This is a genomic window from Lactobacillus sp. WILCCON 0059 (assembly GCF_057197985.1).
Window position 1 is genome coordinate 803,066 of sequence record NZ_JBUBHN010000001.1, and the last position, 13,120, is coordinate 816,185.

General features: G+C 50.5%; 6 protein-coding genes and 3 rRNA genes. 8 read left to right on the forward strand and 1 reads right to left on the reverse strand.

Going from position 1 to position 13,120, the window contains the following annotated elements:
- Positions 1–207: 207 nt before the first annotated feature.
- The 8 genes from ACYVUT_RS03945 to rrf all read left to right on the forward strand — a co-directional run bounded on the left by ACYVUT_RS03945 (position 208) and on the right by rrf (position 11,643).
- Positions 208–1,068 (forward strand): MetQ/NlpA family ABC transporter substrate-binding protein, encoded by an 861-nt coding sequence (locus tag ACYVUT_RS03945; protein ID WP_439776210.1) that lies wholly within the window; start codon positions 208–210, stop codon positions 1,066–1,068.
- A gap of 36 nt (positions 1,069–1,104) precedes the next feature.
- The gene (locus tag ACYVUT_RS03950) at positions 1,105–2,160 is read left to right on the forward strand and encodes a methionine ABC transporter ATP-binding protein (RefSeq protein WP_439776211.1); all 1,056 of its coding nucleotides are present in this window, start codon (positions 1,105–1,107) and stop codon (positions 2,158–2,160) included.
- On the forward strand, positions 2,157–2,870 hold the full coding sequence (locus tag ACYVUT_RS03955) for a methionine ABC transporter permease (protein WP_439776212.1): 714 nt from the start codon (positions 2,157–2,159) through the stop codon (positions 2,868–2,870). The genes ACYVUT_RS03950 and ACYVUT_RS03955 overlap by 4 nt, the downstream gene beginning before the upstream one ends.
- A gap of 163 nt (positions 2,871–3,033) precedes the next feature.
- Positions 3,034–4,431: a flavocytochrome c gene (locus ACYVUT_RS03960; RefSeq protein WP_484500012.1), complete on the forward strand. Its 1,398-nt coding sequence runs from the start codon at positions 3,034–3,036 to the stop codon at positions 4,429–4,431.
- A 178-nt stretch (positions 4,432–4,609) separates the two neighbouring features.
- On the forward strand, positions 4,610–6,259 hold the full coding sequence (locus tag ACYVUT_RS03965; protein ID WP_484501487.1) for a phosphoenolpyruvate carboxykinase (ATP): 1,650 nt from the start codon (positions 4,610–4,612) through the stop codon (positions 6,257–6,259).
- 509 nt (positions 6,260–6,768) lie between these two features.
- Positions 6,769–8,332, forward strand: a 16S ribosomal RNA gene (locus ACYVUT_RS03970).
- A gap of 217 nt (positions 8,333–8,549) precedes the next feature.
- Positions 8,550–11,456, forward strand: a 23S ribosomal RNA gene (locus ACYVUT_RS03975).
- Positions 11,457–11,526: 70 nt separating this feature from the next.
- Positions 11,527–11,643 (forward strand): 5S ribosomal RNA (gene rrf / locus ACYVUT_RS03980).
- The 16S, 23S and 5S rRNA genes sit together here, the layout of an rRNA operon.
- A 156-nt stretch (positions 11,644–11,799) precedes the next feature.
- Here rrf and ACYVUT_RS03985 read toward each other — a convergent pair.
- Positions 11,800–13,005, reverse strand: coding sequence for an aminotransferase-like domain-containing protein (locus tag ACYVUT_RS03985; RefSeq protein WP_484500014.1), 1,206 nt, complete (start codon positions 13,003–13,005; stop codon positions 11,800–11,802).
- Between the last annotated feature and the right edge of the window lie 115 nt (positions 13,006–13,120).

A 13,120-nucleotide genomic window follows, 5' to 3' on the forward strand; every position in this document is an offset into this window, starting at 1 on the left:
CGCTGCCGGGGTTGCTCTCGTTAAACAAGCAAGCTGTTTCTGCTTTAGTTTGGAGACAGCTGGTGAGATTTATTACGCAAGTAATGAATGAACTAAAGGTGGTATCACGAGCGCTCGTCCTTTATCAAGGACGGGCGCTTTTTCTTTTCTGTTCGAATTTGACTGCCGCTGATCGGGATTGCTGCTGTGTTTCTGGAGGTATTAATCATGAGAAAAAAGAAACAAAGAAACATTATTATTGCTGTTGTGGCCGTTGTAGTTGTGGCTGTTATCGCCTTCTTCTCCTTTGGCAAGAAGGGCGGTCAGCAAAGCGCTAAAACTGAAACGGTGACCGTTGGGACCGTTGGGGCAACCAAGGCTGAACGGGCTATCTGGAAGAGCGTGGCTGCCACGGCCAAGAAGAAGTATGGTATTATTGTCAAGACCAAGAACTTCTCTGACTACAACCAGCCAAACAGCGCCTTGAAGTCAGGGGACCTGGACCTTAACGCTTTCCAGCACTACAACTTCTTGAACAACTGGAACAAGGCCAACAAGAGCAACTTGGTAGCTATCGGCAAGACCTACATCGCTCCAATCCGTCTTTACTCACTTAAGTACAAGTCATTGAAGGCTCTGCCAAAGGGTGCTACGATCGCTGTTCCAAACGACGCGACCAACGAAGCCCGGGCTCTCTTGGTTCTGAAGAACGCCGGCCTGATCACTCTGAAGGGAACCAGCGCAACTAAGCTTTACACTGTTGCTGACATCAAGAGCAACCCGAAGAACTTCAAGATCAAGGAAGTTGCTACTGAACAAGCTGCCAGAGTTTTGAAGTCAGTTGACGCTGCTGTTGTCAACAACGACTACGCCAACCCAGCCGGCCTGGGCGACAAGCAAACCATCTACGTTGAACCAATCAACAAGGACTCATACCAATGGATCAACATCATCGTTGCCCGCAAGAAGGACAAGAACAAGAAGGCTTACAAGGAAGTCGTTAAGGCTTACCAGACTGAAAAGACCAAGCAGCTGTACAAGAAGTACTACGGCAGCAAGCAAGTTGCAGCTTGGGATGCCAAGTTCTAAGATTTTTAACTTAACCTAGAAAGAAGCTTTGATCATATGAGCATTATTCAACTGGACCACGTCAGTGTGACTTTTAAGCGGAAAAAGGCTGCCGATGTGCAAGCCGTGCAGGACGTGACTCTGCACGTCGAAAAAGGCGACATCTACGGGATCGTCGGTTTTTCCGGGGCCGGGAAGTCTACCCTGGTCAGAACCATCAACCTTTTGCAAAAGCCAACGGCTGGAGATGTCGTGGTTGAGGGTGTCGACTTTGTCAAAGACGGCAAGCAGGTGATCAGCGGCAAGGACCTGCAGGCCCGCCGCCGGAAGATCGGGATGATTTTCCAGCAGTTCAACCTGCTGAATGAAACAACAGTCATTGAAAACATTGCCTTTGCCCTCAAGCACTCAGACCTCTCTGACGATGAGCTGGAAGAAAAATGCCACAAGCTTCTGAAGCTGGTTGACCTGGAAGACAAGGCCAATGCCTATCCAGCCCAGCTCTCCGGCGGTCAGCAGCAGCGGGTGGCGATTGCCCGCGCTTTGGCCAATGATCCGGAAATCCTTTTGTCAGACGAAGCAACCAGTGCCTTGGACCCACAGACGACCATCCAGATCCTGGACCTTTTGAAGAAACTGAACCGGGAACTGGGCTTGACCATCGTTTTGATCACCCACGAAATGGACGCGGTTAAGAAGATCGCCAACAAGGTGGCAGTTATGGAAAATGGCCGGGTCGTGGAAAACGGCAACTTACGGGATGTCTTCCTTCAGCCAAAGGCTGAACTGACCCAGAAGTTCGTCGGTGGCTCTTTGGCCGTAGTTGACACCTTGAAGAGCTTGAACATCAGCCTGGCTGAAAATGAAGCCCTCTACCAGCTGGTCTACAGCTTGAACAACGTGGCCAAGTCGATCATCATCGAGCTCTACCGGGAAGTCGGCGTGGAAGCATCGATGCTTTACGGCAACGTGGAAGTTTTGGCGGACGAACCGGTCGGGACTTTGCTGGTCACGGTCAAGGGGGATGCTGAAAAGCAGAAGGCAACCTTGAAGTTCTTAAACGACGAGGGTGTCACGGTAACGGAATTAGACGAAAGAGGTAACCGCTTATGATTAATGGTTTGGTACACTGGATCGCGCAGACCTTTCCAAATATTTACAACTTGGGCTGGAGCGGGGACACCGGCTGGGGCACCTCAATTCTGCAGATCATCTACATGACCTTCTGGCCGTCGATCTTCGGCGGAGTTCTGGGCCTCTTCTTCGGGGTTGTTCTGGTTCTGACCGAACCAGGCGGGATCCTGGAAAACAAGTTTTGGTTCAACTTCTGCGACAAGCTGATCTCCGTTCTGCGGGCCATTCCATTCATTATTCTTTTGGCCTTCATTTCACCTTTGACCCGCTTGATCGTGGGGACGGAAATCGGGGACACGGCTGCTCTGGTGCCACTGACTTTGGGGATCTTCCCATTTTATGCCCGCCAGGTGCAAGTCGCTCTGGAAAGCCTGGACCCGGGCAAGGTTGAAGCAGCCCAGAGCCTGGGCGCAAGCAACTGGGACATTATTTTTGACGTCTACCTCAAGGAAACGCGGTCAGAAATCATCAGGGTATCGACTGTTTCCATCATCAGTCTGATCGGCTTGACCGCTATGGCCGGGGCCGTTGGGGCCGGTGGTCTGGGTACGACCGCTATCCAATACGGCTACCGCGACTTCGCCAACGACGTGACCTTCCTGGCCACTCTCCTGGTCGTAATCATGATCTTCATCGTGCAAGTGGTCGGCGACTTCCTGGCCAAGAAGCTGAACCACCAGCACCGGTAAGTATTTTTTGAAAGAATCTTCTCATTGCAGGAGATTCTTTTCTTTTTGGCAAAGTTAGAAACAAATTGACATTTTTAAAAAATAGCCTTTTCAATTTTAAAAAGTTAAAAAATAGTTTATAATGTGGAGGTAAGTAATAAATAATTTGAGTAGAGGAACTATCATGGCAAAATACGAATTTAAGTCCACTCCAATCGATTTAGTCAACCCAAGCTACGACCTGGTAGTCATCGGGGCCGGTGGTACCGGTTTGTCTGCTGCCTTGCAGGCACATGAACTTGGCGCCAGCGTGGCTGTTTTCGAAAAGAACGAAGTTTTGGGCGGTAACACCAGCAAGGCTTCATCTGGGATGAACGCGGCTGAATCCCTGGTTCAATACAAGCACGGCATTATCGACAACAAGGCTGACTTCTACCAAGAAACCCTTAAGGGCGGCGGCAACTTGAACGATGAAGCAATGCTGACCTACTTCGTTGACCACGCTGCTCTGGCAATTGACTGGCTGAAGCAATACGGCGTTGAGCTGGATGACTTGACTATTACCGGGGGGATGAGCAAGAAGCGGGCTCACCGGCCAGCATCTATGGCGCCAGTTGGCGGCTACTTGATTACCGGCCTGTTGAAGAGCATTGAAGCAGCCCGGATTCCAGTCTTCAACAAGACCAAGGTTGTTAAGCTTTTGCAAGACGAAAACGGCAAGGTAACTGGCATTGACGTCGTTGGTCCAGATGGCCGCCGGCAAGTTATGGCCAAGGCTGTTATTTTGGCAACCGGTGGTTTCGGTGCTTCCAAGGAAATCATCAAGAAGTACCGGCCAGACCTGGAAGGCTACAAGACGACCAACCAAGCTGGTGCAACTGGTGACGGCTTGATCTTGGGTGAAGAAGCCGGTGCGGAACTGGTGCAAATGGACTTTATCCAAGTTCACCCAACTGCCCAAACTGATGGTGAAAAGACCTTCTTGATCGGGGAAGCTGTCCGGGGCGAAGGCGCTATTTTGGTCAACAAGGCTGGCCAGCGCTTCATCAATGAACTGGACACCCGGAAAGTTGTTTCAGCAGCCATCACTGGCTTGAATGAAGACGGTGCCTACCTCATCTTTGACCAAGGCGTCCGCGACCACGTTAAGGCAGTTGAATTCTACGACCACATCGGCCTGGTAGAACACGGTGCTACTTTGGAAGAACTGGCCGGCAAGATCGGCGTTGACGCAGCGGGCCTTGAAGCAACTGTTGCCAGCTGGAACGAAGCAGTCAAGAACCAAGACGACCAAGCCTTTGGCCGGACTACCGGGATGGACCGCGACATCTCTGTTGCTCCATACTTTGCTATTCACATTCACCCAGCTATCCACTACACGATGGGCGGTTTGCACATCAACCCTGAAACTCAAGTTTTGGGCAAGGACGACAAGGTTATCGAAGGCCTTTACGCGGCTGGTGAAGTTTCCGGGGGCCTGCACGGCAACAACCGGATTGGCGGCAACTCAGTTGCTGAAACTGTAGTCTTTGGCCGGCAAGCTGGTATCCAGGCAAGCAAGTTCGTGCGCGGCGAAAACTAAGCTGAAAAAGAACAGACTAAAATAGAATACTATCTTAGACAGCAGCTCTCAGGCTGCTGTCTTTTTTTACCAAGAATTAGCAAATTAAAGTTCACTCCTTCACATACCTGTGTTATGATAAAGGAAAACGGTTGAAACCGCTTTATGATAAATGATGTGATGATGAAAGGAAGAGATTATGAGCACTAGAGAACGTTTTAAGCAGAGTGAACTGGTCAAGGCTAATAAGAAGTTCAGCCGGGTACGGGCGACTATTGAATCAGCTTTTTACGGCAATAATGTTCATGAAGTCAAGAGTGTAGCTGAGGCATATGAACTGGCTAAAAGACAGCCAGGGGTGATTGAGACAGATCTGCCGATCCTGCACACCAGTGATTTGGGTCTGCCGGTCGGGGCCAAGCAATTGGTTTACAACCACGGCAAGGTCTTGGGCCGGACGGCGTCAGCCCGGCACTTTGTTGATGACCCAGATGAGGATGCGGCTGCATTAACTAATTGTCTGTATGAGGACATCTATGCGGGGCATGAGCAAAAGTATTTAAAGGCGACGGTCTTGGTTGGGCTGGATCCTTCATTTACATTAAAGGCCCACTTGATGCTGCCGGAAGATCAGGCTTTTAACCTGCTCAGTTACGTGCTCAACTTCCAATTTTTTGATGAAAAAGCGGCTGAGATGTATGAGCAGTCCAAGCTTTATGATGAAGGGGACCTCTACTTCTACTTTGACCCGAATGTAACGGATCCAGCTTACCCGGACGGACTGGCAATTTTTGACGCTCCGCATAACTGCGCCGCGGTGTTTGGCCTCCGCTATTTCGGGGAGCTGAAGAAGGGGACCTTGACTTTAGCCTGGGCCCTGGCCCACCGGCACGGCTATGCCGCCTGCCACGGGGGCGAGCAGGCCTTCCACTTTGAAGACAAGGAGGACAAGGTTTTCGCCTTTTACGGGTTATCAGGTTCGGGCAAATCAACCTTGACTCATGCTGATCATGGTGGCAAGTACGACATTACGGTTTTGCACGACGATGCTTTCATTATCTCAAGAGAAGACGGCAGCTCAGTAGCTTTGGAGCCCGCTTACTTTGACAAGACCCACGACTATCCGGCTGGTCACCACGAGACCAAGTACTACACCGCCGTAATGAACTGCGCGGTTACTCTGGATGAAGAAGGGCGGAAGGTATTAGTCACTGAAGACCTCCGAAACAATAACGGCCGGGTCATCAAGAGCCGGTATACTTCAGCCAATCGGGTCGATGTGGAAGAAAATCCAATCACAGCCCTCTTCTGGATCATGAAGGACAACTCTTTGCCGCCTGTATTAAAGGTGACGGATCCGGTTTTGGCCACGACGCTGGGCTTGACTTTAGCGACCAAGCGGACTTCGGCAGAGAACCTGCCAAAGGGTTTTGACATGAACACCTTGGTCATTGAACCTTTTGCTGACCCCTTCAGAGCTTACCCGGTAGCTGGCGACTATGGTGACTTCAAGGAGCTTTTCACCAAGCGCGGAGCTGAATGCTATGTTTTAAACACGGATGCTTTTTGCGGGAAAAATATTCCTAAGGAACTGACCCTGGAGATCATTGAAAAGCTGGTGGATGATACTGACCAGTGGGAAGCTTTTGGCGATTTTGCCGGTGTCAGCTATATGCCGCTTGCTGCCTATCCGGTTGACTTAGATTCAGCTGACTACAAGCAAAGCCTCCGGGCCCGGATGCAGGACCGGCTGGACTGGTTGAATGCTTATAACGGCGAGCATCCGAAGACGCCGCTGCCGGAAGAAGCCAAGGAATGCTTGGAAAAAATCGTGGCGGAACTAAAGTAAGCTACCTATCTCTTACCTTTTGACTATTTAACAGACCTCCGGGTCTGTTTTTTCTTTTACAAAAGAAAAATAAAAAAACTTGTCATTTTCGCTAGTGAAAATAGCAATATTCCGAACTATTGTGCCTTTAACAAATGATCCACGCCCAAAAGGCAAAACAAAAGGAAGAGGATACAAGTTAAAAAATATTACAACGCTGCCGGGTGCACCAATCATAAAACGAATGAAAAAGCAAATTTGACGAATCAAAAATAACGAGTATACTAATATTTGTTGCCGCGTGAGACAAGCAAGTCTCGCGGAGGCAAAAAGAAAATATCAAAAACTTGTTGACAAGAATCAAACAAGCGAGTAGGATATAAAACGTTGCGTCACTTGACGCAAGTTGGTACTTTGAAAACTGAACAAAGTTTCGCAGTGTGCGGGTCAAACAATGTTTGATCCAATCAAATAAGCGAAGTCAATTCGCAAGCAAATAATCTGGAGCAGATTAAAAATAGCTCAATTTTCAAATTGAGAGTTTGATCCTGGCTCAGGACGAACGCTGGCGGCGTGCCTAATACATGCAAGTCGAGCGAGCTGAATTCAAAGATTCCTTCGGGATGATTTGTTGGACGCTAGCGGCGGATGGGTGAGTAACACGTGGGCAATCTGCCCTAAAGACTGGGATACCACTTGGAAACAGGTGCTAATACCGGATAACAACATGAATCGCATGATTCAAGTTTGAAAGGCGGCTTTTAGCTGTCACTTTAGGATGAGCCCGCGGCGCATTAGCTAGTTGGTGGGGTAAAGGCCTACCAAGGCAATGATGCGTAGCCGAGTTGAGAGACTGATCGGCCACATTGGGACTGAGACACGGCCCAAACTCCTACGGGAGGCAGCAGTAGGGAATCTTCCACAATGGACGCAAGTCTGATGGAGCAACGCCGCGTGAGTGAAGAAGGTTTTCGGATCGTAAAGCTCTGTTGTTGGTGAAGAAGGATAGAGGCAGTAACTGGTCTTTATTTGACGGTAATCAACCAGAAAGTCACGGCTAACTACGTGCCAGCAGCCGCGGTAATACGTAGGTGGCAAGCGTTGTCCGGATTTATTGGGCGTAAAGCGAGCGCAGGCGGAATGATAAGTCTGATGTGAAAGCCCACGGCTCAACCGTGGAACTGCATCGGAAACTGTCATTCTTGAGTGCAGAAGAGGAGAGTGGAACTCCATGTGTAGCGGTGGAATGCGTAGATATATGGAAGAACACCAGTGGCGAAGGCGGCTCTCTGGTCTGCAACTGACGCTGAGGCTCGAAAGCATGGGTAGCGAACAGGATTAGATACCCTGGTAGTCCATGCCGTAAACGATGAGCGCTAGGTGTTGGGGACTTTCCGGTTCTCAGTGCCGCAGCAAACGCATTAAGCGCTCCGCCTGGGGAGTACGACCGCAAGGTTGAAACTCAAAGGAATTGACGGGGGCCCGCACAAGCGGTGGAGCATGTGGTTTAATTCGAAGCAACGCGAAGAACCTTACCAGGTCTTGACATCCTGTGCAAAACTTAGAGATAAGTCTTTCCCTTCGGGGACGCAGTGACAGGTGGTGCATGGCTGTCGTCAGCTCGTGTCGTGAGATGTTGGGTTAAGTCCCGCAACGAGCGCAACCCTTGTCTTTAGTTGCCATCATTAAGTTGGGCACTCTAGAGAGACTGCCGGTGACAAACCGGAGGAAGGTGGGGATGACGTCAAGTCATCATGCCCCTTATGACCTGGGCTACACACGTGCTACAATGGGCAGTACAACGAGAAGCGAACCCGCGAGGGCAAGCGGATCTCTTAAAGCTGTTCTCAGTTCGGACTGCAGGCTGCAACTCGCCTGCACGAAGCTGGAATCGCTAGTAATCGCGGATCAGCACGCCGCGGTGAATACGTTCCCGGGCCTTGTACACACCGCCCGTCACACCATGGAAGTCTGCAATGCCCAAAGTCGGTGGGATAACCTTTTAGGAGTCAGCCGCCTAAGGCAGGGCAGATGACTGGGGTGAAGTCGTAACAAGGTAGCCGTAGGAGAACCTGCGGCTGGATCACCTCCTTTCTAAGGAAAACAGATGGATGGAGAGCAGAAATGCTAAGAGAAATCCATCAGTTACGGAAGCACACTGCAAAAGAAACTTTGTTCAGTTTTGAGAGTATCAACTCTCACTTGTACGTTGAAAACTGAATATCTTAATTCCAAGAAAAAACCGAGAATCATTGAGATCAATGAGAACATTGCAAAGCGACCGAGAGAGTTCGAAAGAACTGACTTGCAAGGTCAAGTGAAGAAGGGCGCACGGTGAATGCCTTGGCACTGGAAGCCGATGAAGGACGCGACTAACCGCGAAAGTCTTCGGGGAGCCGTAAGTAGGCTTTGATCCGGAGGTCTCCGAATGGGGGAACCCAGCATGTGCAGACATGCTATTCTTGTGTGAATACATAGCACAAGAAAGGAACACGCAGTGAACTGAAACATCTAAGTAGCTGCAGGAAGAGAAAGAAATATCGATTTCCCAAGTAGCGGCGAGCGAACAGGAAAGAGCCCAAACCGGCAGATTTATCTGCCGGGGTTGTAGGACTGAAACATGGCACTTCAGAGGATAGCAGAAGCGTTTGGGAAGACGCGCCAGAGAGGGTGAGAGCCCCGTAAGCGAAATCCAAAGAAGGCCTATCAGTATCCTGAGTAGGGCGGGACACGTGAAATCCCGTTTGAATCCGCGAGGACCATCTCGCAAGGCTAAATACTAACCAGTGACCGATAGTGAACCAGTACCGTGAGGGAAAGGTGAAAAGAACCCCGGGAGGGGAGTGAAAGAGAACCTGAAACCGTGTGCCTACAAGTAGTCAAAGCCCGTTAAGGGGTAATGGCGTGCCTTTTGTAGAATGAACCGGCGAGTTGCGTTAGTCAGCAAGGTTAAGTCAGAAAAGACGGAGCCGCAGCGAAAGCGAGTCTGAAGAGGGCGAGCAGTTGGCTGACGCAGACCCGAAACCAAGTGACCTACCCATGACCAGGTTGAAGGCGCGGTAAAACGCGCTGGAGGACCGAACCCACGTAAGTTGAAAATTGCGGGGATGAGTTGTGGGTAGCGGTGAAATTCCAAACGAACTTGGAGATAGCTGGTTCTCTCCGAAATAGCTTTAGGGCTAGCCTCGCAAAGAGGATGCTGGAGGTAGAGCTCTGTTTGGACTAGGGGCCCGTCAAGGGTTACTGAATTCAGATAAACTGCGAATTCCAGACATTTATGTGCGGGAGTCAGACTGCGAGTGATAAGATCCGTAGTCGAAAGGGAAACAGCCCAGATCACCAGTTAAGGTCCCAAAATTCATGCTAAGTGGAAAAGGATGTGGAGTTGCGCAGACAACTAGGACGTTGGCTCAGAAGCAGCCATCATTCAAAGAGTGCGTAATAGCTCACTAGTCGAGTGACGCCGCGCCGAAAATTTACCGGGGCTAAGCATGATACCGAAACTGTGGATGTGCATTATGCACGTGGTAGGAGAGCGTTCTAGCGGCGGTGAAGCATGACCGAGAGGACATGTGGAGCTTCTAGAAGTGAGAATGCCGGTATGAGTAACGAAAGACAGGTGAGAATCCTGTCCGCCGCAAGACTAAGGTTTCCTGGGGCAGGCTCGTCCGCCCAGGGTAAGTCGGGACCTAAGGCGAGGCCGAGAGGCGTAGTCGATGGACAACAGGTTGAGATTCCTGTACTGCACCGAATCGTTATGAGCGATGGAGGGACGCAGGAGGCTAGCAGCGCGTGGTGCTGGATACCACGTTCAAGCGTCAAGTCTGAGAGCGAGTCAAATGCTTGCTCTCATAAGGACAAGGCGTGATGAGGAGCGAAATTATAGTAGCGAAGGCTGCGACGTCACACTGCCGAGAAAAGCTTCTAGCCAGAAACGGTGCACCCGTACCGCAAACCGACACAGGTAGTCGAGGAGAGTATCCTCAGGTGAGCGAGAGAACTCTCGTTAAGGAACTCGGCAAAATGGCCCCGTAACTTCGGGAGAAGGGGCGCTGGTCGCAAGATCAGCCGCAGTGAAAAGGCCCAAGCAACTGTTTATCAAAAACACAGGCATCTGCAAAATCGTAAGATGAAGTATAGGTGCTGACACCTGCCCGGTGCTGGAAGGTTAAGAGGAGAGCTTAGCGCAAGCGAAGGTTTGAATTGAAGCCCCAGTAAACGGCGGCCGTAACTATAACGGTCCTAAGGTAGCGAAATTCCTTGTCGGGTAAGTTCCGACCTGCACGAAAGGTGTAATGATTTGGGCACTGTCTCAACGAGAGACTCGGTGAAATTATAATACCCGTGAAGATGCGGGTTACCCGCGACAGGACGGAAAGACCCCATGGAGCTTTACTGCAGTTTAATATTGGGTATCTGTCAAGCATGTACAGGATAGGTAGGAGCCGGAGAAGATAGGACGCCAGTCTTATCTGAGGCGCTGTTGGGATACTACCCTTGCTTGACGGATGCTCTAACTCAGGTCTGTGATCCAGGCCGAGGACAGTGTTTGACGGGCAGTTTGACTGGGGCGGTCGCCTCCTAAAGTGTAACGGAGGCGCCCAAAGGTTCCCTCAGAATGGTTGGAAATCATTCGCAGAGTGTAAAGGTAAAAGGGAGCTTGACTGCGAGAGAGACAACTCGAGCAGGTACGAAAGTAGGGCTTAGTGATCTGGTGGTACCGCATGGAAGGGCCATCACTCAACGGATAAAAGCTACCCTGGGGATAACAGGCTTATCTCCCCCAAGAGTTCACATCGACGGGGAGGTTTGGCACCTCGATGTCGGCTCGTCGCATCCTGGGGCTGAAGTCGGTCCCAAGGGTTGGGCTGTTCGCCCATTAAAGCGGCACGCGAGCTGGGTTCAGAACGTCGTGAGACAGTTCGGTCCCTATCCGTCGTGGGCGCAGGAAATTTGAGAGGAGCTGTCCTTAGTACGAGAGGACCGGGATGGACGCACCGCTGGTGTACCAGTTGTCTTGCCAAAGGCATCGCTGGGTAGCTATGTGCGGACGGGATAAGCGCTGAAAGCATCTAAGTGCGAAGCCCCCCTCAAGATGAGATTTCCCATTTCTTCAAGAAAGTAAGACACCTCAGAGACGATGAGGTAGATAGGCCGGGAGTGGAAGAAGCGTGAGCTTTGGAGCGGACCGGTACTAATCAGTCGAGGACTTGACCAAAAGAGCAAAGCAATGAAGGTTTTGACTTGGAAAGAGATATTCAGTTTTGAGCGTGCAAGCTCAAAGAGAGTGCGGTGGCAATGGCAAGAAGGATACACCTGTTCCCATGCCGAACACAGCAGTTAAGCTTCTTAACGCCGAAAGTAGTTGGTGGGAAACTGCCTGCGAGGATAGGAAGCTGCCGCGCGAGACAAGAGTCAGACGGAAGTCTGGCTCTTTTTGTTTTATATTCTTACGATAGAAATTGCTTTTTAGCCAGAAAATGGCCTACAATAGATTGACAGTTATTTAGCAGCAAAAAACCGCCCAAGTGTTGGACGGTTGCAAATAGTATTTAGCTGGTTTAGATTGCCATTCTCAGCTGAGCAGGGCTGAGGATTCTGCCCAAGCGTTCAGCGCCTTCATCGATCTGGCTCAGACTGGAACCAGTGAAGTTGACCCGGAGGCCGTTATTTTTGTCCCAATTAGGATAGAAGCTGGCAGAAGGCACGTAGATGAGGTGTTCTTTCGGCACAGCTTCGTCAAGCAAGAGCTGTCTGGTATCAATTTCATCTCCTAGTTCAACCCAGAAGAAGAAGCCGCCTTCCGGCTGGCTGATTTTGGCATCAGCTGGCAGGTAAGTCTTTAAAGCCTTGGCCATAGCATCCAGCTTGACCCGGTAGACCTTCTTCAGCTGGTCAATATGCTGGTCCAGGTCATTATCAGCCAGGTAGGCAGCAACAGTACCAGCGGCTAAGTACGGTACTTCCAGGTCAGCTGACAACTTCAAGTTGACCAGCTGCTCCTTGATTTCCGGACTGGCCACCAGCCAGCCTAAGCGGAAGGCAGGGGAAAGAATCTTAGAGAAGCTGGACAGGAAAATTACCCGGCCTTCGGTGTCAAAGCTCTTGATGCTTGGCAAAGTTTCCCCATGGTAGCGCAGGTCCCGGTATGGGGTGTCTTCCAGGATGACGAAGTCGTAGCGGTTAGCCAGTTCAACCAGGCGCTGGCGCTTGGCCAGGGACATGGTGATTCCGGTTGGATTGTGGAAGTCCGGCACCGTGTAGAAAAGCTTGATTGCCGGGTGCTTTTTCAGTACTTCTTCAAAGTAATCCAGGTTGACTCCGTCGTCTTCCAGAGGAATTTCGTGGTAGACTGGCTCGTAATTGTCAAATGCAGCCAGGGCTCCGACATAGCTGGGAGCTTCAACTGCCATTTCATCGCCAGCTTCCAGGAAAAGCTTGGCTACCAGGTCGATCCCCTGCTGGCCGCCAGCCGTCAGCAAAATGTCATCGGCGTTAGCCTCGATTCCCTGCTGCCTTGCCCGGTTTGCCAGATAGTCGCGCAAGTCGCCCGGCCCCTTAACGTCATGGTATTGGAAGGAGTGGGCCTGTTCCTGGCTAACGGCTTTTTGGTAAGCAGCTTGCAAAGCCTGGCTTGGGAAGAGGCTTTCGTCCGGGCAGCCGCCGCCAAAGGAGATGTTGTCGGAAAAGTTGCTTTCCGGGAAGAGCCCTTGCAGGCGGGATGGATTTTCAGTTTTGATTCTATTGGCAAAAAGCTTGCTTAACATTTTTCATTGCTCCTAATTGTATTGTCATTTGTGCGTTGACTATATTATAATTGCTTGAGTAAGAATAATAAAATTCAACTTGTTTAATTTTAAGTGAAATAATTTCATGTAAGGA

Excerpts from the sequence above, each read along its gene's own strand:
- ACYVUT_RS03945 (WP_439776210.1), top strand. The coding sequence starts at position 208 with ATGAGAAAAAAGAAACAAAGAAACATTATTATTGCTGTTGTGGCCGTT.
- ACYVUT_RS03950 (WP_439776211.1), top strand. The coding sequence starts at position 1,105 with ATGAGCATTATTCAACTGGACCACGTCAGTGTGACTTTTAAGCGGAAA.
- ACYVUT_RS03955 (WP_439776212.1), top strand. The coding sequence starts at position 2,157 with ATGATTAATGGTTTGGTACACTGGATCGCGCAGACCTTTCCAAATATT.
- ACYVUT_RS03960 (WP_484500012.1), top strand. The coding sequence starts at position 3,034 with ATGGCAAAATACGAATTTAAGTCCACTCCAATCGATTTAGTCAACCCA.
- ACYVUT_RS03965 (WP_484501487.1), top strand. The coding sequence starts at position 4,610 with ATGAGCACTAGAGAACGTTTTAAGCAGAGTGAACTGGTCAAGGCTAAT.
- ACYVUT_RS03985 (WP_484500014.1), bottom strand. The coding sequence starts at position 13,005 with ATGTTAAGCAAGCTTTTTGCCAATAGAATCAAAACTGAAAATCCATCC.